This is a genomic window from Flavobacterium chungangensis (genome assembly GCF_042654045.1).
Lineage (GTDB): Bacteria > Bacteroidota > Bacteroidia > Flavobacteriales > Flavobacteriaceae > Flavobacterium > Flavobacterium chungangensis.
The window spans coordinates 123819-150189 of sequence record NZ_JBHSFY010000009.1 but is presented as its reverse complement, the minus strand read 5'-3'; the positions used below and the strand labels follow the sequence as shown (position 1 = coordinate 150189).

The window sequence follows — 26371 nt, the reverse complement described above, 5'->3', positions numbered from 1 at the left end:
TTAATTCTTAATTCTTAATTCTTAATTCTTAATTCTTAATTCTTAATTCTTTATTCTTCATTCTTTATTCTTTATTCTTTATTCTTTATTCTATTAACAAATTCCTCGAAATAACAACCTTTTGAATCTCAGTTGTTCCCTCTCCTATAGTACATAATTTAGAGTCTCTGTAGAATTTTTCTACTGGAAAATCTTTAGTGTAACCATAACCGCCATGAATTTGAACTGCATCATTTGCGATTTTAACACACGCTTCTGAAGCATACATCTTTGCCATAGCTCCTAATGTTGTTACCGGTTTATGCTTTTGTTTCAAGAAAGCCGCTTTATGCAATAATAATTCTGAAGCTTCAATTTCTGTTGCCATATCCGCCAATTTAAAAGAGATTCCTTGGAAATTACTGATTGGCTGCCCGAACTGATGTCTTTCTTTCGAATATTTCAATGCAGCTTCGTAAGCTCCCTTTGCGATTCCTAAAGACAAAGCTCCGATAGAGATTCTCCCGCCATCCAGAATTTTCATTGCCTGAACAAAGCCTTCTCCAACTTCTCCTAATCTATTTTCATCTGGAACACGACAATTATCAAAAACCAGCTCAGCGGTCTCACTGGCTCTCATTCCTAATTTATTTTCTTTTTTGCCTGATGAAAAACCTTTCATTCCTTTTTCAAAAACAAAAGCCGTCATTCCTTTAGAATCACCTTTTTCTCCAGTTCGCACTACCACAACCGCAATATCTCCAGAGATTGCATGCGTAATAAAGTTTTTAGCGCCATTTACAATCCAATGATCTCCATCTTTAACAGCAGTAGTGTTCATTCCTCCTGCATCAGAACCTGTATTGTGTTCGGTTAGACCCCATGCCCCTATATGTTCGGCTGTAGCCAATTTTGGAAGCCACTTTTTCTTTTGTTCTTCGTTTCCAAAAGTTAAAATATGATTAGTGCATAAAGAATTGTGCGCCGCGACCGATAATCCGATTGAAGGATCTACTTTTGAAATCTCTTCTATTACGGTAATATACTCGTGATAACCTAAACCAGAACCTCCATATTCTTCTGGAACCAAAACTCCCATAAAGCCCATCTCGCCAAGTTGCTTAAATAACGGAATTGGAAAAATTTGCGCTTCATCCCATTCCATTATGTAAGGTCTAATATTTTTTTCTGCAAAGTCTTTTATAGACTGTGCGATCATTAGTTGTGTTTCGTTGTAATCAAAGTTCATGAGTTAGTTTCTTTTAGAACTCCAAATATAAACTAATTATTTTTGCTTTTTCAACAGGAAAATCTTTAATTTTTGCCAAATCCTCAATATTATTAAAATTTCCATTCATACTTCTATAGGTTACAATTTGTTTTGCTAGCCCATATTTGAAGTATGAAAATTGAGCCAATTCTTTTAATGAAGCATCGTTTACATTTATTTTCTTCAAGTTTGATGGAATTACAACTTTAAAATGAGCATTTAGTTCATTTATAACTTCAGGTGAAAGCCCCCAAATCTCTTTCATCTGCTCCATCGATACAAATGATCCAACGATTTCTTTCTGCTTCAAGATTCTCGAGGACAACCCTTCTCCTATCCCGTAGATTTTCATCAAATCTTCTTGCGTTGCCTCATTTATATTTATTATTTCTAACTTTTCTTTTTTCGGAAAGTTTTTTACAATGAATTCTTTTTTCTCGACACTATAGTTCTTTTTATTCTGTTTCCAATCTGGAAATTTAAACAAAGGAGAAATTTCCTTTAATAGAGAATCCGAGACTCCAGTAACCGCCTGAAAATCTTCTGCCGAGTTTACATATTTATTTTCTTTACGAAATGCCATTAAACGATCAATTTCTTCTACAGACATTCCGAGCTTATATCCTTTATAATCTGAAATAAAATTAGGATTGAAAAGATAGTCAGCTGGTTTTGCGCTTTTATTAGTTAATTTCTGTTGATCAATTTCTGACTGAAGTGCAAGCCACTTTTCTTTTTCAGAGTTTTTTGCTTCTGAAATACTAAAATCAGATAAGAAATAAAATAACTGCAGTCCTGTCATAATAAGAAAAAGCATAAAAATACCAATCCGTTGCTGTTTAGTAAAATGAAAATATTGGTTTAAAGACTTAAAATTCATGACGAAAATTACTTTTAAAGAATAACTTAAGAAAAATCCTTCAAATTTATCAAGAAAATTAGTAAGAAAAGTAACTTTTAAAAAATTATCGAATCTCTTATAAAAGTCCAATTAATTTAATGAATATCAATACTTACAGAATCTTTCTTACGAGTACCGTAAAAAAAACAAAGATTTTATAACTTAAAACATGATAATTGTTTTTATTTTTTCCAAAAAACAATACATTTGGCACTTAATAACAAATAAACCAATAAAATAATATGTCAATTTGGAGAGTTAAACCTATATCAGCCTTTGAGGCCGATATGAAAAAAAGTGATTTAAAGAGAGTCCTAGGAAAATGGAGCCTTACTGCCATTGGTGTTGGTGCCATTATCGGTGGGGGAATTTTTGTACTTACAGGTACTGGGGCTTATTATCATGCAGGACCAGCATTAGCTATTTCGTTTATAATCGCAGGTATTGCTTGTGTTTTTGCAGCACTTTGCTATTCTGAATTTGCTTCCATTTTACCTGTTGAGGGATCTGCTTACGCATATGCCTACGGTACTATTGGAGAAGTTTTTGCTTGGATAATTGGATGGGGACTAATTCTCGAGTATGCAATGGGATCGATGACTGTAGCGGTTTCCTGGTCCGGATACTTTAATAAATTGCTCAAAATATTTCACATTCACCTTCCTGATTGGTTAACCACAGATCCTGCAAGCTACACAGGAGAAGGTTTTTCTATGAATCTTCCAGCTTTCTTAATCGTTCTTTTAGTTATTTCATTGCTTATTAAAGGAACAAAAAGCGCTGCTAAAGCAAACAACGCAATTGTTATTCTTAAAGTATCTGCTGTAATCTTTGTAATTATTGCTGGTCTTTTCTTTATTAATACAGCAAACTGGAGCCCGTTTATTCCTGAAGCAACTCAGATTATTGAAAAAGAAACTACGCACAATGCTTACGGAATTGGAGGTATTATCTCTGGAGCTGCAGCTATTTTCTTTGCTTATGTTGGTTTCGATGCTGTTTCTACACAAGCTGGAGAAGCTATTAATCCTAAAAAAGATGTTCCTTTTGCAATTATCGCTTCTTTATTAATTTGTACTACTTTATATATCCTTGTTTCTTTAGTACTAACAGGAATGATGAATTACCAAGACTTTAATCCACTAGGAAAATATCCTGAAGCTATCAAAGCTCCTGTTGCTTATGCATTTGATATTGCAGGACAAGGCTGGGCTGGTTCTATTATTACTGTTGCCGCAACTATTGGTTTGGTTTCAGTATTAATGGTAATGATCATGGGACAATCTAGAATTTTCCTTGGAATGTCTAAAGACGGTTTAATTCCATCTGTGTTCTCTAAAGTAAACCCTATTTCTGGAACTCCAAAAACGAACTTAATGATTCTTGGAATCATTATCGCAACTGTTGCTGCTTTTACACCAATCAATAAATTGGCCGACATGACAAGTTTTGGTACTTTGTTTGCCTTTACAATGGTTTGTATTGCTGTTTGGATTTTAAGAGTAAAACAACCAGGATTAACCAGAACATTTAAAGTTCCTGCTTTACCAATTATTGCGGTATTAGGAATTGCAATCAATTCTTATTTAATTTTTAATTTAAGTAAAGATGCACAGTTATTATCTTTTGGATGGCTTATTATTGGTATAATTGTATACTTTGGATATAGCAAGAAAAGATCTAAACTTAACAATCCTACTGAAGAATAATAAATACAACTTCATAAAAAAAGCTCCAAATTTAGATTTGGAGCTTTTTTTTATAAATCAAATACCGATGTTCTTTTTGATCGAATTAAATCTTTTAGGCGAATCCAGAAAGCGAGAGTCAAGTAGACTCCAAACCCTAAACCCGCTGTAACAAAAGAAATGTAGATAAAAAACAATCGCACGCTTGTTACGCGCATTCCGAGTTTATCTGCTAATCTTGAAGAAACATGGAAACCATATTTTTCAAAAAAGAATTTAAGTTTTAAAATTGCTGACATTTCTATATTTTAGATTTAATACTTTAGATTTTTAGATTCCAGACTGCTCAGGATTACAAAAGTACAAATAATCTAATTATTTTTAAGCAGTTCTAATCCGATAGCACATTTTAGACAAGCCTTCCGCTCACAATATTCATTTTTAAGCTCCAATAATGTCTGACTTTCAAATGCAGTTTTAGATTGGATACCAAAAGAATTAAACTTATCCATAATGACGTTTTTCTCTGAAGTTACCTCATTTATAAAATCAATTAAATCTTCTGAAATTGATTCGCCCATAATATTCGAATAAGTAAATTGAAGCGGAATAATGGTATTTATAATCAGGAGATCTATAAATGATTTAGAAAGCGTTTTAGACTTCTTCAGGCTCTCTTTGTCAAATTGATAATGATTTTGCCAATATGAGCTTGCAGACACGCCCAGTAAACGATATACAGCGTCTACAGATTTTAAACCGATAATCTTAGAAAACAAATTTTGATGTTTATGGTATAATGCCGCCAATTGAGAAAGCCTGATTGTTGGAAAATTATCCGGACGAAGTTTAAAAAACTGCAGAGGTTCTGTGTACGTCTTTTCTATTTGATACTTATGCAATAAATAAAAATAACGAAACTTTAAATCTTTATAATACACATCTTCTTTCTCGACCTCCAACAAACCAGCAGTGCCAAAAAGGAGCGATTCTAAATTTTCAATTTCAAAACTTTCTTTTCTGATTACCGAAAACGGGATTGCCATCGAGATTTGCAGAAAGGAATTTCCATTCGTATTTAGTCCAAAATTCTTTGCTAGAAGGCAAAATAAGACCGCTTCCCAATCTTGATTGGTTTCTTCCAATAACTGAGCAATAAATTTAGATTTACGCTCTAATCGCTCAAAAAACAATCTTTCTTGCCAGTTTTTAAAAACAAATCTGTCTATCTCTTTTAATTGCCTTTCGCAGAAAATCCAAGTCTTTGGAGAAACCAATGCCTTATAATTTTCGATTACTTCTTTTGAAACATAATCTTTAAGAACTAAAACAGGAATTTCGGTATTGTTTTCTCTAAAAATAGCCGTGTCATTTTCCCAAACCACATGAAGAATAACATTTTTATAGGCAGGATCTTTCTCGTGATTGTGCAAATACCAATCTGAAGATTTCAAATGAATCTCCACATTGCCCGCCCATTTTTGGTTTCCGATTTCTATGTGAGCATTAAAAAAATCTGGCCCAGCAAGTTCTAGATAATCGCCAGTTTTAAGAATCGTTATCAATTCGCCTTGAACTGATTTTAAATTCAAAGAATCAAATTTCTTGAATTTCCAGATATAATGAAGAAAGTCCTCTTTCATTTTTAGATTTTATAGTAGAATTACAAAATCTAAAAGTAATTAATTTTTAATATTATTCTTACAAAATTAAAATTTTTTAACGAAGCATATATAATTTAGCACAAGCTCTTGCGTCTGACAAAGCTTCGTGGTGATTCAGCTGGATATTCATTTCGCGACAGCAATCACTTAATTTTGTTGGCTTTACGCCTTTAGCTTTGTAGATTTTAACTGTGCATTCCCACTTTGTGGCAATATTTAAATCGTCATAATTTAAGCCATGCAGGAGCATTGTTTTCATTAAAACATTTCGATCAAAACTTTCGTTATGCGCTACTACAACTTTATTTTTTAGCCTCTTTTCAATCTCTGGATAGATCTGAAAGAACGATTTTGCATTCATAGTATCTTTAGGATAAATTCCATGAACACGAATCGTAAAAGGATTATACTCGTTATTTGGCGGTTTAATTAAAGTGACATATTCGTCCACAATAATTCCGTTTTCGACGGTCACAATACCTACCGAACACGGATGATATCCTGTCGCAGTTTCAAAATCTATAGCTGTAAAATTCATTTTCTAATTTTAAAAGACAAATCCATAAATCTAATTGATTTACAACAAGATTTATGGATTATTTATATTTATAAGAGGCTTATTTTATTGCGCCAATAATATCATATTTAGTAATAATGTGATGGTGTCCGTTTCCTAAGTCAACCAAAACAGCATCATTTTCTTTGCTAAAAAGCTTTGAAACCTCTTCAATAGGTGTCCCTAGTTTCACAATTGGGAAAGGCTTGCCCATTACTTCTTTAATTGGTTTTTCGGCAACATTTTTATCCGCAACGTAGCTTCTAAATAAATCTGTTTCGTCAACAGAACCCACAAATCCATTGATATCAACAACCGGAATTTGTGAAATCTTATATTTACGCATACGCTCGATTGCATGCGACACTAATTCTTCGGTACGAACAACGATTAATTCTTTATCAATATGATCTTTAATAACGTCTTCTGCTTTTGTAATGTTTTCTTCTAAGAATCCGCGCTCGCGCATCCAGTCATCATTAAACATTTTTCCAACATAACGGCTTCCAGAATCGTGAAATAATACCACAACAACATCTTCTGGTTTAAAATGTTCTTTTAACTGTAACAGACCTTTTATACAAGCTCCCGCAGAATTTCCAACAAAAATACCTTCTTCAAGCGCAATCTTTCTAGTATAAACTGCAGCATCTTTATCGGTTACTTTTGTAAAACCATCAATTAGAGAAAAGTCAACATTCTTAGGCAAAATATCTTCTCCAATACCTTCTGTTATATATGAATAGATTTCGTTCTCGTCGAAAATTCCTGTTTCATGGTACTTCTTGAACACAGAACCATAAGTGTCAATTCCCCAGATTTTAATATTTGGATTTTGTTCTTTCAAATATTTTCCAACTCCAGAAATAGTTCCTCCTGTTCCAACTCCCACAACAAAATGTGTAATTTTTCCATCCGTCTGTTTCCAGATTTCAGGTCCAGTTTGCTCATAATGGGCCAACGAATTTGACATGTTATCGTACTGATTTACATACCAAGAATTGGGTGTTTCTTCTGCTAAACGCCTTGAAACCGAATAATAGGAACGTGGATCTGTAGGCTCAACATCTGTAGGACAAACAACAACTTTTGCACCAACAGCACGAAGAATATCCATTTTTTCTTTAGACTGTTTGTCTGAGATCACACAAATTAGTTTGTAGCCTTTTACAATTGCAACAAGCGCAAGTCCCATTCCTGTATTTCCAGAAGTTCCTTCAATAATAGTTCCTCCAGGTTTAAGTCGGCCATCTGCCTCTGCATCTTCAATCATTTTTACAGCCATTCTGTCTTTTACAGAATTACCCGGATTAAAGGTTTCGACTTTTGCCAATACTAACGCATCAATTTCAGCAACAATTTTGTTGAGTTTTACCAATGGTGTATTACCAATTGTTTCTAAAATATTATTTGAAAAGTCCATTTTTATTTAAGTTTATTTAGTGGTTCGAAATAAAAAAAGCCAGTTTTTATTGGAAGAAATTCCAAACCAGACCAAAACGCAGTACAAAATCACGATACGGATTATGAGGCGCTGAGTAATAATTACTTTGCGAAAACAAAGCATTAAAATGTTCCGCTTTTAAATAAAAACGTGTCTGGCGTATTCTGGCATTCACAAAGAAATCGAATGTTGCAAAACCACCGATTTTCTTGTCTTGCTGCACAAAAAATTCTGCAATAACAGGGTTATAATCATCTCCATAATATTTGGTAAGATAATTAAAGACAAGACCCGTTTGCATGAATAATGCTTTTTTAAAGAAATGATTCGAATAATAGAATGTATTTCTAGTTACAAAATCAGGTACATTTAAAACTAAATCTGACTGATCTACTTTTTGATACAAAAGGGTATTATCTAATGCAAAAGGTCCAAATTTGAATTCTCTACTAGCTTTTATTTCTAAATAATTAATCACATTTCCGTACTGCATCGGATTAACGATTTGTATATTAGCCGCTTTTTGCGCATCTGTCGCTACATCTGTAAAATACAAATGATCTTTTAATACCGTATACTGAACTTGTCCTGTTAGCCACGGAGTTGTAATTTCTGCACTTAACGAATTAATTTTTTCGTTTTTAAAATCATTTGACCAATTGTACGAAATCCAACTACTTTGGTATAAATTATAATTGTTATTAGGCAGTTTATTAATGTTACGATATCTAAAATCAAACTTAATTTCATCACTCATATCATAACGTAACTTAGCATCTAAATCAGAAAGCGATTCATTGGTGATTGATCTTGAATATAAAAATCTACCATTCCATTTATTTTTCTGATATTCGTACTGAGCACCAAAATTGTTAAACTGTAAATATAAATTGTCTGGAACAGCATTTCCATCTGCATCAACAATAATTCGTCCGTACTGGTAATTTGATCTATAATCGTCAACAAAAAATATAAATTTACCTAGTAGCGAATTTTCGTAAGCCGCTCCAACTTTATTATAAAGCCTTTCATATTTAGTTTGATCGTTAATATTGCTTGCAGCATAAGACTCGCCAAATCTTTGTACTCTACTAGTCGTTCCGTCGTCTGCAGTTACTGTAGAAATTACAGTTGGCTGCTTGTATTCATAATCTTTATACTCATAATTAAATTGATGTGTAAGGTATAAATTATTACTTCCGTCAGTTGGATTCACTCTAAAAGCATGATCAAAAAACAATCTTCTTCCTTTTAAGAATGATTCTGCATCGGTTAAATAAACCTGCAATCTTTGTCTATTTTTATAATCTTGACTATCACTTTCAAAATTGGCATCATTTGTTATACCGCCATTTTCCTCATTCAAAATATCCTGATTTGTAAAATGTGCATTTATCGCATAACGTTTATTAGTTGTGGCATAACTGGTTGTAATCCTTAAATTACCAGCACTAACCAATTGATTATTATAATCTCCTTCAGATCTTAAACCTCTATAGGCAATCGAGAAATTAAGATTTTTAGAGGCATTTAATGTAATAAAAGAATCTACATTCTGTCCTTTTTTTATAGTAGTGTTAAAAAACAATTCTGTAAGAGGCGTTGCGACAGAATAATACCTAATTTGATCTGCTTGCATGTAATTAGAATGCTTTCCGCTAAAACCAATTTCAGGATACGGAGAAAAACTTGTCAAACTATATTGAAGCGTATTTACAGGCTGTCCGATATTAGAAAACTCCATAAGACCAAAAAGATCTTTTCTCAGATGATTTTGCCTATAAGCACTTTTAAGTGTTAGCGACGTATCTGCATAAATAGTATCATGTTCTAAAGTGACAATTTTATACTGATCTATTGTTGCAATCTTTTGTTTTTTCTTTTTTACGGTATCAGTGACACTTGAATATTCTGTATTCATATCTAAATTATTTTTAGAAGCAGTTTTTTTTTCTTGCGAAAACAATAAAGTTGGAACAACTAATAGATATAAAAAAATGAATATTCTCATTTGATGGCTTTGTATAAATTTATTTTGACAAAATTTGCTAAGCAAAGGTAATATAAAAAGGTATAAACGAAAAAACATAATATATAATATGAAGCTTGAATCGCTTTGGTCTTTTGAAACGAAAACCCCGTATACAAAAGTATACGGGGCTCTCAAAAAAAATCAAAATATTTATTATTCTTATTCCCAAACTGGGTATAATTTACTTTGAATATCAATTAAATTGATATGGATTATATTCTAAATATTAGAATTTATCCCAGAACAATTTAGTATTTAATAAATCTCCTCCAATATCAGCAGATGCTTTAGTATAATTTGTTTTATTGATACTTGCTTCTACACCTGGATAAGTATATCTAACAGGAACAGTAAAAATAAGTTTGTTAATAGCTGCTTGAGGCGCTTTTAACACAGGGAAATCCAATCTTCTGTAAGATGTCCATGCTTCGTACCCTCTATTGTAAAGAGCGAACCATGCTTGATTACCAATTTTTTCTTTCCATGTTGCTCCACTTAAAGGATTATTGTAATCTACTTTTGGACTTGCAATGTAAGCATCAATAGCTGTAGTGCTAGTTACTCCCCAGTCTGCCATAGAAGCTTTAATCCCGGCTTCGTAATATACTTTTGCCTGAGCAGAACCCCCTGGAATTAAACTTTTCTCAGCAGCTTCTGCTAATAAGAAATTTAACTCAGCGAAATCAAAGATAGTTCCTGGGAAAACTGGATTGTTTAATGTAGACGTTATTTGTGAATAAGCTGTATAAACATTTGCCGAACCATAAGTTCCACCTGTAAATGTTCTTCCTGCAGGAATAACTGGAGCTGGAGCAGTTAAGTTAGTAAAATATTTAGGCATCCTTGGGTCACCACCAGGAACAACAGCGTCCATAGCAGAAACAAAAGGCTCAGCAGGAATAAAATCAAATCTCTGACTAGTTACTAAATCAGCATATAATGGATTTTGATTTCCTGATGTAGTTAAATAAGTCAATTTTGTATTGTCAGCATTACTCGTCAAAGCACCAGAAGCAAGAGCTGCTTGAACTTGAGTTGTTGCATAAGCTGGATCAACATCAGACATATTAACTGCCATTCTAATGATTAATGAGTTAGCAAATTTTGCCCATTTTGCATTACTTGCCGCATTACCAGAATAGATAATATCTGCAGAACCAAAGTTAGCTACTGTACTATTTGCTTTTAAAACTGCAGCAGATGCACTTAATCTTTTAATAAGATCTTGATAAATCGTTTTTGCATCGTCATAAGCTGGTAAAGGATATTTTTGAATATCAATTGCTTGTGAGTAAGGAACGTTTCCAAAAGTATCTACCAATACGCTATAAGCATAAGCTTCTAAGATATCGATAAGCGCTAATTTATTTTGTTTGATTGCTTCATCAGCAGGAGTTGCAGTAGTTGTTGCTGCAATCATAACTCTTGAATCATGAAAATCAGCTAATACATCTCTGTACAAAACCAAAAAGTGCGTATCTGGAATTTTTCTGTTTGTAATGTTATATTGGCTCTCATCTGGATAAGTTGTCTCTGTCCATTGCTGTGCAAATAATCTAAAAACGTTATTATTCACACTAGTACTAACCATTTGATCGACTAATTTCTTCTCAGCATTGGTAAACAAAAATTCCGCTTTGGTTGTTGTTGGTCTTTTCGGATCAACATTCATATCTGTAATGTCCTGGCTGCACGAAACCATCATACCTACCACAGACATTAATAAAAGTACTTTTTTCATGATTTAAAATTTTAATGTTAGGTTACAACCAATATTTCTTGTTGTCGGAAGTGAACCTCCTGAATAACCTGATGATAAGTTACCTGAACTTATACCACTTTCTGGATCTGCATCTGGAAGATTTTTACTGATGATCCATAAGTTAGAACCTACTAAAGAAAGACGTAAATCATTCAAACCTGCTTTAGCTATAAATTGTTTAGGGAAACTGTAAGTAATGCTTACCTCTCTTAATTTCACATAACTTGCATCATAAACAAATGCTTTTTGTGGGTTATTATTGTAACCATAGATACTTCCAGCCACCTCAGGACTTGGTGTTCTTGTAGTATTAGGAGTTCCATCTTCGTTTACTCCAGGTAAAATAACACCTCCACCATTAGCAAGTGTATTTCTTACAGGATTTCCAAGTTCGTTGTTTCCTGCTGTAGAAGCATACAATCCAGAGCTTTGTCCATAATATTGATCAAGAGAGAAAATATCTCCTCCTTTTTGAACATCGATTAAGAAACCTAAAGAGATTTGTTTGTAAGTGAATTTGTTACGAACACCACCAATCCAATCTGGAGTAACGTTACCAATTACATTATTAGTAGTTGCTGTTTGTAAATACACTCCATTTTTAGTTACTTTTTGTCCATCTGCACTGTAAATAAAATCTTTTCCAAGAATATCTCCATAAGCATGTCCTTTTGTACCAACGATACTAACTCCTCCTTGGAATGTACCAATTGTTAAAACATCAACACCTGGTGTTAAATCTACAACTGTATTCTCATTTTTAGACCAGTTTACGTTAATATCCCATTGGAAATCATTTGTTTTAACAGGAGTTACGTTGAAGATTACCTCAACACCTTTATTTTCTACAGATCCTGCGTTTACGTATCTAGAAGAGTTACCAGTTGCAGTAGAATAATCTACTGGGAAGATTTGGTCTTCACTTAAACTTTTGTAAACACTCACATCAAAACCTACTCTTCTGTCAAGGAATTGCATCTCTAAACCAAGTTCTTGAGATTTAGTTTTAACAGGACGTAATTCTGGATTATTAGCAATGTTTGGTCTTGAATAAAGTTGGTTTGATCCAAATGGATTAAATTTAGTAAATACATCTTGCAATGCATAAGAATCGATACTTCCTTGTGGGTTTTCAGCATAACTTGCTCTTAATTTACCAAAAGTTAACCATGGAGCATTAATATGTTTTGTGAATACATAACTTCCAGAAACAGAGAATGTATTAACATCATTGTTGTCTTTAGGCAATTGAGAGAATGCGTCATTACGTACAGTTCCTTCCAAATAAAGGAAATCTCTAAATCCTACTGAAGCAGATGCATAAACACTGTTTACAGCTGTATTGTCTTCAACCTCAATCGGGAATGGAGAAGCATTTACTGAATTTGATAATGCATAGATTCCAGGAATAATAAGTCCTCCATCTGTAGAAGATAATGTAGATGTACGTCTAGTTCTTAAAGCATTATAACCAACTAAACCTGTTAATGAGAAATCATCATTAAGTTTTTTATTGAAATTTAATGTAAACTGATAGTTTTGCTCAGAAAACATACCAGTATATTTTTGGTATCCTGAACCAACAGCCAAACGGTTAATTCCGAATGTTCCAGCCAAAGATCCTACAGCTTTTCTTTCTTCACGTAATTCTGAATAAGAATCTGTACTAATTTTTCCTGTAGCGTTTAACCAATCTGTAAATTTATAATCTAACTGACCATAACCGATGAAACGATTTCTTTCGTCTGATTGGTAGTTTTTATATCTTGTGAAATATGGGTTATCCCAATATTTAGGATTTGTATTTCCATTAGAAGGATCTGCCATGTTCCATGAAATATTTTGTCCGCCTGAATTTTGGAAAGCTTCTTCCTGAGATTTAATATCCACGTTTGTTCCCCACCATTGACGGAATAAACTCGCAACGTTATCACCACCGTAACCAGTAGTATTTCTACCTTGCGTAGTTTGTGCTAAATAATTAGCAAAAACACTTGCAGATAATTTATCTGTTAATTTGTGGTTGAATTTAATACTTGCGTTATTTTTTCTCAATTCACTATTTGGCAAAATACCATTCTCTTTATAGTTGTTATAATTGATAACGAAATTACTTTTATCTGAACCACCTTCAAAAGAGATTGAGTTATTGAATGTTTGAGCTGTTTGAAAAAACGTTATTGGACCATTTTTAGCCGCTACCCATGGAGATTTTTGTCCAAATTTTGAAGAATATGGAGTATAAGATTCCCAAGTATAAACAGAAAGATTTGGATCAAACGCAACACCGTAAGAAGCATCATCTGTAGTACTTACCACTTGGTTGCCATTTTTATCCATAACAAAAAACGCTCCTGTTGGTCCAACTGGAATTCCATTAGGAGTTCCATCAGTCTTATAAGTTGGTCCGTAACCTTGTCCATATTTGTTTTGGTAAACAGGGAAAGTATTTTTATCAACTGAACCAACACCAAACTCACTTGAAATAGTAACTCCCATACCTTTTTGAGCTTTTCCTTTTTTCGTAGTAATCATGATTACACCATTACCAGCTTGAAATCCGTATAAAGCAGATGCCGCAGCACCTTTAAGAATATTTAATGTTTCGATATCATCTGGATTAATATCCATACCAGCATTACCGTAATCATAAGTATTACGCGCTCCAGCTGTTTGTGCTCCATTGCTTGAATTCACATTCGAGTTATTAATTGGCATACCATCAATAACAATAAGCATTTGGTTATTTCCAGTAAGGTTTTTAACACCTCTTGAAACTACGTTTGTAGATCCTCCAAAGTTTGTATTTTTTCTGATATATACCCCTGCAGATTTACCAGAAAGATCGTTAAGGAAGTTCGCGCCAGTAGTACCACCAACTAAATCTTCTCCTTTTAATTCCTGAGTAGAATATCCAAGAGCTTTTTTCTCTCTCTTAATACCTAATGCAGTAACAACAACACTTTCTAATTCTGTAGTATTACTAGTTAATTTTACACTTAGTGTTGTAGAACTAGCTGCAACTTCTTGCGTTTTCATTCCAATGTAAGTAAAAACCAAGACTTCACTTGGAGTTGCTTTGATAGAGAATTTTCCATCAAAATCTGTTTGCGTTCCGCTTTTAGTTCCCTTAACTAATACACTCACACCTGGAAGAGGCATTCCTGAATTATCGGAAACTATACCCGAAACAGTTCTTTCTTGCGCAAAGGTTAGTTGCGTAATCAGCGCCACCAAAAGCACTAAGAATCCATTTAACTTTAGTTTCATTTTTAAAAATTTTGAATTAGTATGTGGCAAACATCTTAATATTTTCTTAAAAGAACAATGCGCTTTAGTATCTCGTTCTAACATTTTTTTAATATTTCTTTAACATATACTTGTTAATGAATAGTTAATTAACGCAAAAACAATACGATACACAATTTTAAACATAAAATACTGCAATTTTTTTAATCAAAAAATTAACATTTATTTAACATTTAAGATGGCGCTTTTCTTAAAAAAACAGACAAAAAAATAAAATAAAACAAAGTGTATTCTTACAATAAAGCCGATTAAATAAAACATTCTTGACTGAAAATGTTGTATTTGACAAATTTTTAATTTGCTTTTCATCATCAAATCGTAATAATTTGTAAATCAATTCTTCCAAGTTACAAAAATCCTTGATTTCATCTTTTTAGAATACATTTTTAGAAAATCACCAATTATTCATTTCATAAAAAAAATCATAAAAACCAAGTGTTTTCGCGGGTTTTTAACCAATATCGCATACTTATAGTCAATTTAAAAAATAGCGTAATTTCTAACCGTATTACTCCCTGATAGGATTGCTCTAAAAGAGCAATTATTGATTGTATTCATTTGAATCTATTTAACGCTTTTTAGAAAAAAAAGTACAATATTTGCCTTTTTAAAACCTAAAAAAAATGCTCGAAAAAAATTTCTCAGGATTTGTTTTAGAAACTGGAACTGATGAAGCCGGAAGAGGATGTCTAGCTGGTCCAGTTACTGCCGCTGCCATAATTTTACCCGAAAATTTTGAAAATAAAATTCTGAATGACAGTAAGCAGCTTTCTGAAAAAACAAGAGCGCTTTTAAGACCTATTATAGAAAAAGAAGCCCTATGTTTTGCCGTTACGCATTTGTTTCCCGACGAAATTGACGAAATAAACATTCTAAATGCTTCAATGAAGGGAATGCAGGAATGTATTTTAAAATTAAAACACGTTCCCGAATATATTATTGTGGACGGGAACCGCTCTTTGAATGCTAAACTGGGACTAAAAAATAATTTTGGAAAACAGTTTTCTGACGATGAAATTGCACTTTTAAAATCGATTCCGAATCAAAGTATTATAAAAGGCGATGGGAAATACTTAAGCATTGCTGCTGCGTCTGTTTTAGCAAAAACGTATCGTGATGAATACATGGATCAAATTCACGAAGAATTTCCAATGTACAACTGGAAACAGAACAAAGGATATCCAACCAAAGAACACCGTGAAGCCATTAAAGAATTTGGAACCACAAAATATCACAGAATGAGTTTTAGACTCTTACCCGAGCAATTAGAACTCGATTTATTTCCATAAAAAAACGACCTATTCAATAGGTCGTTTTTTTTATTTTTTACTTTTTAAGAATTCTGCAAATGTTTTGGTATCATAATAAAAAGACCTTATGGCAGTAATTTTACCATCCTTCAAATCAAAATGTTCTGAAATCGGAACTGACATTGTTTTGCCTGATTTCTTAGATCTACAGTTTATCGTAAAATAAATGACTACTTCATTTTTGGAAGCATCGCTAAAATAAACGGGTTCTTTTTCTATTTGCAAATCAAAAAACTCAGTCGATTTTGTAAACATTTTAGTCCATTCGCTAAAACCAATATAAGTTCCTCCATAAGGCAAACCTACAGCTTGATTATAAACGGCTCCGTCTGCAATTAAAGCTCCTAAAGCATCAAAATCTCTTGTTTTAAAAAGACTTTCGTAATATTTTGCTACTACTTTCAAATTATCAGCTTCCAGATTTTTCAAAACATCTGCTTCAGAGGGCGCTGCTCCTTTATCCCAAAAACCAATAATTTTACTTACTTGACCTTTTCCATTCAAACGCGCAAAGTCGCGGCCAGCCATGATAAGGTTATTTTTAGAATCGAAAATTTTCCATTCCCAGGTGACATAATTATCTTTTACAATTTTGGCTCCCGAAGTTAAAACGGCATCTGGGTTTTTCTTGTAAAATTCGTTGATAACATTATTAAACGCAGCAGTTCCTTTTATAGAAGCCGAAGGATCTTCAAAAGTACTATCTTCTAACCAGATTGATTTAATCATCTTTAATCTGGTATCGCTGTTTTTTTCCTGCCACACTTTTTCATAAACGGCAACGGGATATAATTTATCTTTCTTTTGGGCAAAAAGACCATTAAGCACAAAAAGAAAACAGAATAAGTAGATTTTTCTCATAAGCAATCAGTTAGAATAAATTTAAATTTAATAGTACAAAACCAAATTTAGCATAAATAGCTAAGAGAACTACAAGAAGTGTAGAATTTGCCATCCCTTCAAAATCTTAACTTTTGCGAAATGGTTTTTCCGTTTTTTGAATATAAATTTAAGAAAAAAACTGCTTTCTATTAAAAAAACAAGCCTGATTTATTATTCAATTCATCACTCAAAATAAAAAACCCGTTTCAAAATCGACGCTTGAAACGGGTTACTTTTTATTAGCAATCATTTTTTAAACAAATTCGGCTTCGAACAGCTCAGTTAAATGTTTGATGATTTTAGCTTTTACTTCTTCTTCATCTACTTTTTCTACTCCAAGTTCTACGTTTAAAGAAGTAACGCCTTTTCCACGAATTCCACACGGAATAATATTGTCAAAATATCCTAAATCGACATTTGCGTTTAAAGCAAATCCGTGCATAGTAACCCAGCGTGAGGCGCGAACGCCCATTGCACAGATTTTACGTGCAAACGGAGTTCCTGCACCAAGCCAGACTCCCGTTTCTCCTTCACTCCTGCCCGATTCTAATCCGTATTCTGCCAAAGTCAGAATTATGGATTCTTCTAATAAACGCAGGTATTTATGGATATCAGTAAAGAAGTTTTCTAAATCTAAAATCGGATAGCCTACAATCTGTCCGGGTCCATGATAGGTAATATCTCCACCTCGGTTGATTTTATAAAAAGTCGCTCCTTTGGCTTCGAGCTGTTTTTCGTTTAATAGTAAATTTTCAAGATCACCGCTTTTTCCTAAAGTATAAACATGCGGATGCTCAACAAAAAGCAAATAATTTGGCGTTGGCAGATCTAGTTCTTCTCTTCTGTTCTTGATTTTTAAATCAACTATATCCTTAAAGATTTCTTCTTGATATTCCCAAGTCGATTTATAATCTTTATTGCCCAGATCCTGAAGTTGGATTTTTTTGTTCATTTTAATTATTTTTCAAACTCAACATCAAAGTTCAGTTTGTCGGGATTCTCCATATAATCCGTAAAAGAGTATTGAATTGTAATCGATTTTCGATCGTCGCTAAACAAAGCTGTTGGATTAGAGACTTTCTTAATTTTTTTTGGAAAGTGATATTTTACAATATAGCTAGACGAAGCAAACATCATTTTAGACATATCTCCAGCCGAATCTTTTGCCTTTGCCGCCTTTTTCTGCTCATCGACTACTGCTTTTCTTGTAAATTTCTTTCCGTCATAAGTATAACTTAATTTACTGCCATTATCTCCGAAACCGCTTCCCATAGGATTTGTGCCTCCTTCTAATTTTTGCAGTGTACCTAATGTCTGCAAAATATCCTGAAGTTCGTTTACATTTTTAAAATCAGTCGACATTTTCATTAAAAACTGCTTTTTCTCCGAACTTATTTTCGTTGATACAATATAACTCTCCAGTTTTTTAAGTTGTTTTTGGGTTTCTGGCGACAACTTGGCAATACTGTCCTTTTTATCTTCAAACACTTTTTTGAAAGTAAAAGTAGTATCAATATCTTTTTTGTTGTCTCCCATTTGCCCAGCAATCTGATCACCAGCCATTTCCATTAAAGCAGAACCATCCATATCTACAGAGAATTTCCCAGTTCCGTTATCGTTTATGTAAATATTCTCAGTGAAAGTACAGCTAGTTAAAGTCGCTATTAAAAAAGAAAAACTAAGTAGTTTATATAGTTTCATTAATGTTCTATTTTTTATCAAAGATACAAAGACTATTTTTTAAAAACACATTTTATCGAAAACCTCGAATTATTGCTCAAATTCTACTTTAAAACCAAAATCTACACTACTCTCCTGCATATTATCCAAAGGAACTTCTACAGTAAAACCTTTTCTATCTTTTGTTAGTACTGCATTTTTAAGCGAAACTGTTTTAATCTTTTTTGGAAATTGATACTCAGCGGTATATTTACATTCTTTCATCATTTCTTCCATTTTTTTAGAGAATGGATCGTCGCTTTTATCTTTCTTGTTTTCTTTTTTCTTTTTAACTTTTTTATCGTCTTTCGAAGGAGTAACCGTTTTAATGAAAACCTTACCATCATAAAAAATGGTGGTATTAGACTTTTCTTCTGGCTTTGGCGCAGCACTTAAAGCTCCTAATCTCTTTTTATCTGTCGCAGCCAGCGCTTCTAAACTTTCGGCAGGTGTTGCAATAGTTTTAAAATCTGTTCCACTAGGAAAATCAATTGCCATAGTGTATTCAAATTGCTGTTTTTCGTCGTTTACTTTCATACTAACTTTAAAATTCTCCAAAATTTTAAGTTTCTCTTTTTCTTTCTCCAGCATCTCGATTTTCTCTTTATCCGCATCTGGTAATTTAGAAATACTGTCGCTTAACTTGTTAAGCATATCTTTGAAGGTAAAAGTAGTGTCTACGACTTTATTGACTTTAGTCGAATCACTTTTTTTCATCCCCATTTTATACATCGGAGACATATCAAAACCGTAAGAAAAAGTTCCAGAACCATCTTCGTTCATAGTCATCTTTTCTTTAAGGATACAGCTAGTAAAACAAAATGCAATAAAAAAGCAAAGTAGAGTTTTTTTCATAATTGAGGTTTAAGTTATTCAAGCGAAGATACTTTCTTTTAAGAATTATTTTAGTTTCATTTTAAAACAACTTCAAATTTGTCATTTAAGGCTTTATCCAAACCCTGTAAATGAACAACTTGATATTAGAGCATATTTTACATTTGTTAGAAACAAGTTTATCCCAACAGCTATCGGTGCCGACTAAAGTTGATTGAAACCCAATAATTTGATGCTGCAAAAAATCTAAAAACTGCATTAAAAAATCTACATTCTTTTCTTTATCTTTGCACACTTAAAAAAATAAAGCAAAAATGGCATTATCAGAACAAGAAATCATCAGAAGAGAAAAACTTCAAAACTTACGCAACTTAGGAATCAATCCTTATCCGGCTAATCTTTTTCCTGTAAATCATACATCTAAGCAGATAAAGGAGTCATTTGAAGAGGGTAAGAAGGTTATCGTTGCGGGTCGTTTGATGAGTGTTCGTGATCAAGGTAAAGCTTGTTTTGCTGAGTTGCAAGATAGCGAAGGACGTATTCAATTGTACGTAAATCGTGATGTTTTGTGTGAAGGTGACGATAAAACTTTATACAATCAAGTATTCAAAAAATTAACCGATTTAGGTGATTTTATTGGTATTGAAGGTGAATTGTTTACTACACAAGTTGGTGCAAAATGTATTCGTGTTTCTGGTTTTACTTTCTTGAGTAAAACTTTACGTCCGCTTCCGTTGCCAAAAGTTGACGAAGAAGGAAATGTTCACGACGCATTTAATGATGCTGAGTTACGTTACAGAATGCGTTATGTAGATTTAACAGTAAACCCACAAGTTAAAGAAACGTTCATCAAACGTACTAAATTATTCAGTGCGATGCGTGGTTATTTTAACGATGCAGGATATTTGGAAGTTGACACTCCGGTTTTACAATCAATTCCTGGTGGTGCTTCGGCAAGACCATTTATTACGCACCATAACTCGCTTGATATTCCGCTTTACATGCGTATTGCAAATGAGTTGTATTTAAAAAGATTAATTGTTGGTGGATTTGAAGGTGTTTATGAGTTCTCTAGAAACTTCCGTAACGAAGGTATGGACAGAACACATAACCCTGAGTTTACTGCAATGGAAATATATGTAGCTTACAAAGACTACAACTGGATGATGGAGTTTGCTGAAGGTTTATTGGAGCATTGTGCAATTGCTGTAAATGGTACAAGCGAAGTTACTTTTGGCGAGCACAAAATCAACTTTAAAGCGCCTTATGCACGTGTTACAATGACAGATTCTATCAAACATTTTACAGGTTTTGATATCTCAGGAAAAACAGAACAAGAATTGTTTGAAGCTGCAAGAGGAATGGGAATCGAGGTTGACGAAACAATGGGTAAAGGAAAATTAATTGATGAGATTTTTGGAGCTAAATGTGAAGGAAATTATATTCAGCCAACTTTCATTACAGATTATCCAAAAGAAATGTCTCCGCTTTGTAAAGAGCACCGCGATAATCCAGATTTGACGGAGCGTTTTGAATTAATGGTTTGCGGAAAAGAAATCGCAAATGCGTATTCTGAATTAAATGATCCAATTGATCAAAGAGAACGTTTTGAAGATCAAATGCGTTTGGCTGCAAAAGGTGATGATGAAGCAAACGGAATTATCGATGAAGATTTCTTAAGAGCTCTTGAATACGGTATGCCTCCTACTTCTGGAATGGGAATTGGAATGGATCGTTTGATTATGTATTTAACAAACAACGCCTCTATTCAAGAAGTTTTATTGTTCCCTCAAATGCGTCCTGAGAAAAAACAACTAATTGAACTTTCTGATGAAGAAAAATTCATTGTAGATTTATTGAAAGGAAATGATAATAAAATGGATCTTCAGCAATTAAAAATTACTGCAAATTTAAGTGGTAAAAAATGGGATGCATCTATGAAAAACTTATCTAAACACGGTTTGACTAAAGTTGCTGTTGAAGGTGAATTTAAATTTGTAGAATTAGTGGGGTAAATTTGTCCTATTTTATTATAAATACAGCCCGATAGGTTTATAACTTATCGGGTTTTTCGTTTTATTTACATAACTTTGATTAATTAAAATGCATTATTATGAGCACTTTAGAAATAAAATTAGAAATCTTTGATAAACTAAAAAATATTGAGGATGTCAGTCTATTAGAGAAGATAAGAAATCTTCTAAAAAATGCAGACTCTACAGATGTTTATCAATTTGATCAATATGAATTGGATATGCTGAAAGAAAGTGAAGAAGACATAAAATATGGAAGAATAATTTCTCAAGAAGATTTAGACAGGGAAGATCTAGAATGGCTGTCAGAATAATTTGGACTAATACTGCAGTTAATCAAAGAAGAAAAATATTGAATTATTGGAATAAAAGAAACAAATCAAAAACGTATTCAAGAAAATTAATTTCGGAAATAACACAAAGAACTAAGTTCCTAGTTGACAATCCGGAAATTTACGTTAAAACCACCTTTCCCGACATCAGAACCTCAACATTAGGACATTATAATATCTTTTATAAAACAACCTCAAAAGAATTGATCGTTATAGCATTTTGGGATAATAGACGAAATCCAAAAATCCTTTCTAAAATTCTAAAGAAGTAATCATAGAAAACGCGACAGGTTTTAAAAACCTGTCGCGTTTCTTTTTTTTAACGAATACTTCTTCTATCACATTTAAAACAAAAATCAAAAATTTCACTTAAAAAACTGAAAAACAACACTTTACTTTTTCTAAATTGTTTTACAAAAAAATACTTTCACAAACCTTGCTATAACATTAAAAAACAAAACAAAATTCGGTTGGCATTGTATATTTAATTGATTCTGTTTTTGCTTTTTTTTAGCAAACAAATTACTACATTTGAAGAAAAAATAGACTTTATGTAAAGTCTATTTTTTTTTTAACCCAAACCCATTCAATTAACATTTTTCAACCAATCCTTTAAATGAAAATTAGAAAAATCGCCCCAAACGAAGACTTAGAAACAACAGTCAACAAAAAAAGAAATCGTTACAAAATTGCTATCATCGCTGTTATCTTTATTTCAGCTGCAGGATTTTTAGGATTTAAATATTTTACTCCTAAAAAAGAAGCAGTTTGTTTAGGCACAGATACCAAAATCTATGATACCTACAAAAACGCCGTTGTACTTGTAAAGCATAAATATGGCTATTTTGCTAAAATTAATGGAAAAGAAATTCCGCTTAATGTTGAAGATGCTAAGGAAGAAACCATTTACGGAACAGGCTTTTTTGTAGATACAGAAGGAGACATGATTACCAATAGACATGTTTTACAGCCTTGGAATTCAACTGAAGAAGAAAGTGAAAAAGTAAATACTACTATTCGAAATCTACGAATGAAGATTGCTTCTATCCTTACTACCGATGTTTCTGAAGAGGATTATGAAAGTTTTATTAGCAACAATTGGTCACATGCTTCAGTCTCGTATGATGAAGGTGAAGGAGAGGGAGAATATGAAGAATCGAGCGAAGAAACTAGTGAGTCAGCAGGTGAAGAATTTGTTAGTTCTAATGAAACAGAAACAGATACATCGCAAGTATCAACTGATATAGCAGCATCTATTCCAGTGAAAGAATATGTTTCTGCAGAAAATATTGAAGTGTATGTAAAAACGGTAGACATTCAAGTTGCACTTCATAATTCTGATAGCGAATGGATTAATTGTGAAATGAAAAAAGTTTCAGATGACAGCAATATTGATTTAGGTATTTTGCAAGTAGCTGATCATAAAACCCCTCAAACCGTTACCAATATTATAAGTCTTGACAATATTGTTGAAAATGATACTTCTCTAGCTCCAGGGCAAAAAGCGATAATGGTGGGCTATCCGATGGGAATAGATTTGGCACAAACCAATTCTGGCATAAAAGTGCAGCTTTACAATGGCCAAATAAGTAAAGAATCTGATGGCAACAAAATTCAATACAGTATAACTTCTACACATGGTGCTAGTGGATCGCCTGTTTTTAATGAATGTGGCCAACTTATTGCAGTTAATTTCAGTGGATTCGATCAGGTTCAGGGTTTCAACTTTGGAATTGTAGCTAAGCATATTCAAGCACTCTAATTTGAAGAAATCCAAAAAAAAGACGCTTAAATCTAATCGGGTTTTCACATTTCCAATCAAATAAAAAAATCGACTTAATCAATTATGAATAAATTTTTTAGCATCTGTGCACTACTGTTCTGTGGTGCCGCTTTTTCACAGATTCCAACTCTGGATGTCGAAAATCAGAAAAAAAATTCGGTAATCTTACAGGAGGTAAAAATTGAAACCAAAATTTTAGGAAATCTTGCTTCAACTACAGCTACTTATACATTTTACAATCCTGGGGACAGAATTTTAGAAGGAAATTTTACCCTTCCGTTGCCAGAAGGAGTAAGTGTCAGTGGTTATGCTTTAGACATTAATGGAAGCCTAAGAGATGCTGTTCCTGTTCCAAAAGAACGAGCTAAAGAGGTATTTGAAAGTATTGAAAAAAGAAATGTAGATCCAGGTATTATTGAAAAAGTAGCTGGAAACAATTTTAGAACTAGAATTTATCCCATTACAGCTAGAGGCAGCAGATTTATTAGAATTACGTACAATCAGGAATTGAAAAATTCGGCTACTGATTATCAGTATTTTTTAAGCTTTGCCAATGCGGTTAATATCCCAAAATTTAATCTGAAAGTAATAGTTAATGAAAGTTTAGCCACTCCTAAAATTACGGAAAATCCAGATGGAAGTTTTACTTTTCAGAAAAAAGGGAATCAATGGGTTGCTGAAATTAATAAAGTAAATTTTACGCCAAATGAAAGCCTTAAAATAGCTATTCCAAAAGTAAACGAATCGTCTAATGTGATGTTTCAAAAAGCTTCTGACGATAAATCTTATTTTACGGCAAGTGTTGCGATGAATTTCCCTGTAAAGGAAAAAGCAAAATCTCAAAAAATTGCTATTATTTGGGATAATTCATTTAGCGGATCAAAGAGAGATCGCCAAAAAGAACTTGACTTTCTTAATGCTTATTTTTCAGACAACAAAAATGTTGCAGTCTCTTTTGTTCTTTTAAATAATGTCCTTGAAAAAACAGAAGAATTTACTGTTTCTGGAGGGAACTGGAATGCCTTAAAAGACAGAATTCTTAATCTGAAATATGACGGTGGAACTGATTTTGGCGCTTTAAAAGAAATTTCATCAATAGACGAATATCTTTTGTTTTCTGACGGAATTTCAAATTTTGGAGATTTAACTTTAAAATTCAAAAAACCGGTCAACACTGTAACGAGCACACCAACTTCTGATTTTAATCTGCTGAAACTTTTAGCATCACAATCTGGAGGAAATTTTATCAATCTTAACGAATTAGATACGCAATCTGCTCTTAAAACATATAAAAGACTTCCTATTTTATTTTTAGGTTTTAAAGAAACCAATACGCTTCAAGAATTGTTTCCAAATGTTGGAACTGCCGTAAACGAACCAGTGAACCTATTCGGAATTTCATCTTCAAACTTGAATAAACTTACTGCTGTTTTCTCAGTAGGAGATAAAAAATTTGAAGTGCCTGTAGATTTTAATAACGCTGTACAAGTAGACAATTGGCCTCTTGCACAATTTTGGGCGCAACGAAAAATTAATGATCTTGAACTTAATTCAACACAAAACAGCGATGAAATTAGAAATCTGAGCGAACAGTTTGGGGTTGTAAGCAAGAACACTAGTCTTATCGTATTGGAAGATGTTAATGATTATGTGCGTTTTGGCATCACACCTCCACAGGAATTATTGCCAGAATACAACAAAATCGTTTCGCAAAACAAAAAACAAATATTAGAAAAAAGAAGAAATCTTCTATCTAAAGCTTTTGATAAAACACGAGAATTGACAACTTGGTGGAATAGCGAATTTAAACCTACAGAAAAAAAACAGTATCCTACCATTTCTAAGCAGTCACAAAAATTGTCATCGGCAGAAGAAAGTGTTGTTAGCGATAATGCTGTACATTCTGCAGAAAGTAGAGTAGGCGACAAAAAAACAGCTACAGGTAAAATAACTTTGGTAGATGTAGAAAGTACTCAAGAGTATATGAAAGATTTTCAGTCTTTACAATCACCTGAATTGATCTACCAGAAATATCTTGAAAATCGTCCGAAATACGAGAAACAGGTAACGTATTATTTTGATGTTTCTAAATTGCTTTTCAAAAAAGGAGACAAAGCACTTTCTTTAAAGGTTTTAAGCACACTGGCAGAACTTGATTTGGAAAATGAAGAATTGTACAAAACGATCTCTTACTTATTGAAACAAAGAGGTAATTATGAAAAAGAATTGTGGATTACCCAAAAAATTCTAGAATGGAGACCATTTGATCCTCAAAGTCATAGAGATTATGCATTGGCTTTGGTAGACAATAAAAAACCTCAAGAAGCTCTTAATATTTATAAAGGCATGCTGTATCAGGAATATACCGATGAGATTTCTGTGAGAGATAATGGTATTGAAGAAATCTTGATAATGGAAATCAATAATATTTTGAGCCAAAACAAAAATGTTGATGCAAGCAAAGTTGATGATCGTTTAAAAGCAAATCTTCCAGTCGACATTCGCATTGTTATTAACTGGAATAAAGACAATACAGACATAGATCTTTGGGTTACAGATCCAAGAGGAGAAGATTGTTCGTACTCGCATAAATCTACCGAAATTGGAGGAAGATTAAGCAACGATTTCACCCAAGGTTTCGGCCCTGAACAATTTTTACTTAAAAAAGCGATCAAAGGGAAATATAAAATCAAAACGAATTTCTTCGGTGAGAGACAGAATATTCTTTCTGGACCAACCACTGTAATGGCAGAAGTTTATCTTTACTATTCTGATGGCAGACAGGAACGAAAAATTGCTGTTTTCCAAAGTCAAAAAGAAAACAAACGTGAAAGTGATAGTAAAATTTTAATTGGAGAATTTGAGTTTTAGGA

The 26371-nt window shown here is 32.9% G+C and carries 20 protein-coding genes; 7 read left to right on the top strand and 13 right to left on the bottom strand.

From position 1 onward, the window contains the following. Positions 1–85 precede the first annotated feature (85 nt). Entirely contained in the window at positions 86–1228 is a 1143-nt protein-coding gene (locus ACFO3N_RS15600; protein ID WP_379799144.1) for an acyl-CoA dehydrogenase family protein, read from the bottom strand. 13 nt (positions 1229–1241) lie between these two features. Beyond that, entirely contained in the window at positions 1242–2129 is an 888-nt protein-coding gene (locus tag ACFO3N_RS15595) for a ComEA family DNA-binding protein (RefSeq protein WP_379799142.1), read from the bottom strand. 263 nt (positions 2130–2392) lie between these two features. Here ACFO3N_RS15595 and ACFO3N_RS15590 point away from each other — a divergent pair, with 263 nt between their 5' ends. Further along, positions 2393–3859 carry an APC family permease gene (locus ACFO3N_RS15590; protein WP_095928756.1) on the top strand — a complete coding sequence of 489 codons (1467 nt, stop codon included), beginning with the start codon at positions 2393–2395 and terminating at the stop codon, positions 3857–3859. Positions 3860–3909: 50 nt separating this feature from the next. On the opposite strand, the gene ACFO3N_RS15585 is transcribed toward ACFO3N_RS15590, so the two are convergent. The 7 genes from ACFO3N_RS15585 to ACFO3N_RS15555 form a co-directional block, all read right to left on the bottom strand. Continuing rightward, complete coding sequence (locus ACFO3N_RS15585) at positions 3910–4137, bottom strand: PspC family transcriptional regulator (RefSeq protein WP_008466940.1); 228 nt, start codon at positions 4135–4137, stop codon at positions 3910–3912. A 72-nt stretch (positions 4138–4209) separates the two neighbouring features. Continuing rightward, on the bottom strand, positions 4210–5481 hold the full coding sequence (locus ACFO3N_RS15580; RefSeq protein WP_379799140.1) for a DUF2851 family protein: 1272 nt from the start codon (positions 5479–5481) through the stop codon (positions 4210–4212). A gap of 76 nt (positions 5482–5557) precedes the next feature. After that, complete coding sequence (locus ACFO3N_RS15575) at positions 5558–6040, bottom strand: 3'-5' exonuclease (RefSeq protein WP_379799138.1); 483 nt, start codon at positions 6038–6040, stop codon at positions 5558–5560. Positions 6041–6119: 79 nt separating this feature from the next. Then, positions 6120–7481 carry a pyridoxal-phosphate dependent enzyme gene (locus tag ACFO3N_RS15570; RefSeq protein ID WP_379799136.1) on the bottom strand — a complete coding sequence of 454 codons (1362 nt, stop codon included), beginning with the start codon at positions 7479–7481 and terminating at the stop codon, positions 6120–6122. A gap of 46 nt (positions 7482–7527) precedes the next feature. Then, complete coding sequence (locus ACFO3N_RS15565) at positions 7528–9513, bottom strand: putative porin (RefSeq protein WP_379799134.1); 1986 nt, start codon at positions 9511–9513, stop codon at positions 7528–7530. A 247-nt stretch (positions 9514–9760) separates the two neighbouring features. Then, positions 9761–11275: a SusD/RagB family nutrient-binding outer membrane lipoprotein gene (locus ACFO3N_RS15560; RefSeq protein ID WP_379799132.1), complete on the bottom strand. Its 1515-nt coding sequence runs from the start codon at positions 11273–11275 to the stop codon at positions 9761–9763. A 3-nt stretch (positions 11276–11278) separates the two neighbouring features. Continuing rightward, on the bottom strand, positions 11279–14566 hold the full coding sequence (locus ACFO3N_RS15555; protein ID WP_250833883.1) for a SusC/RagA family TonB-linked outer membrane protein: 3288 nt from the start codon (positions 14564–14566) through the stop codon (positions 11279–11281). 662 nt (positions 14567–15228) lie between these two features. Between ACFO3N_RS15555 and ACFO3N_RS15550 the strand changes: the two genes are divergently transcribed. Next, positions 15229–15894: a ribonuclease HII gene (locus tag ACFO3N_RS15550; protein ID WP_379799130.1), complete on the top strand. Its 666-nt coding sequence runs from the start codon at positions 15229–15231 to the stop codon at positions 15892–15894. A gap of 30 nt (positions 15895–15924) precedes the next feature. On the opposite strand, the gene ACFO3N_RS15545 is transcribed toward ACFO3N_RS15550, so the two are convergent. The 4 genes from ACFO3N_RS15545 to ACFO3N_RS15530 all read right to left on the bottom strand — a co-directional run bounded on the left by ACFO3N_RS15545 (position 15925) and on the right by ACFO3N_RS15530 (position 19371). Next, positions 15925–16776 carry a nuclear transport factor 2 family protein gene (locus ACFO3N_RS15545; RefSeq protein ID WP_379799128.1) on the bottom strand — a complete coding sequence of 284 codons (852 nt, stop codon included), beginning with the start codon at positions 16774–16776 and terminating at the stop codon, positions 15925–15927. A 274-nt stretch (positions 16777–17050) separates the two neighbouring features. Continuing rightward, complete coding sequence (gene lipB / locus ACFO3N_RS15540) at positions 17051–17749, bottom strand: lipoyl(octanoyl) transferase LipB (RefSeq protein WP_095928748.1); 699 nt, start codon at positions 17747–17749, stop codon at positions 17051–17053. Between the two features lie 5 nt (positions 17750–17754). Next, on the bottom strand, positions 17755–18498 hold the full coding sequence (locus ACFO3N_RS15535) for a hypothetical protein (protein ID WP_379799126.1): 744 nt from the start codon (positions 18496–18498) through the stop codon (positions 17755–17757). A 69-nt stretch (positions 18499–18567) separates the two neighbouring features. Beyond that, on the bottom strand, positions 18568–19371 hold the full coding sequence (locus tag ACFO3N_RS15530; protein WP_379799124.1) for a hypothetical protein: 804 nt from the start codon (positions 19369–19371) through the stop codon (positions 18568–18570). Between the two features lie 293 nt (positions 19372–19664). Here ACFO3N_RS15530 and lysS point away from each other — a divergent pair, with 293 nt between their 5' ends. From lysS to ACFO3N_RS15505, 5 genes are all read left to right on the top strand, one after another. Continuing rightward, entirely contained in the window at positions 19665–21365 is a 1701-nt protein-coding gene (lysS, locus tag ACFO3N_RS15525) for a lysine--tRNA ligase (protein ID WP_095928745.1), read from the top strand. 98 nt (positions 21366–21463) lie between these two features. Continuing rightward, the gene (locus tag ACFO3N_RS15520; RefSeq protein WP_379799121.1) at positions 21464–21697 is read left to right on the top strand and encodes a hypothetical protein; all 234 of its coding nucleotides are present in this window, start codon (positions 21464–21466) and stop codon (positions 21695–21697) included. Beyond that, positions 21682–21987: a type II toxin-antitoxin system RelE/ParE family toxin gene (locus ACFO3N_RS15515; RefSeq protein WP_379799119.1), complete on the top strand. Its 306-nt coding sequence runs from the start codon at positions 21682–21684 to the stop codon at positions 21985–21987. Before ACFO3N_RS15520 ends, ACFO3N_RS15515 begins: the two co-directional genes overlap by 16 nt. A gap of 344 nt (positions 21988–22331) precedes the next feature. Continuing rightward, on the top strand, positions 22332–23477 hold the full coding sequence (locus ACFO3N_RS15510; RefSeq protein ID WP_379799117.1) for a S1 family peptidase: 1146 nt from the start codon (positions 22332–22334) through the stop codon (positions 23475–23477). Positions 23478–23561: 84 nt separating this feature from the next. Beyond that, positions 23562–26369 (top strand): VIT domain-containing protein, encoded by a 2808-nt coding sequence (locus tag ACFO3N_RS15505; RefSeq protein WP_379799115.1) that lies wholly within the window; start codon positions 23562–23564, stop codon positions 26367–26369. The last annotated feature ends 2 nt before the right edge of the window (positions 26370–26371 follow it).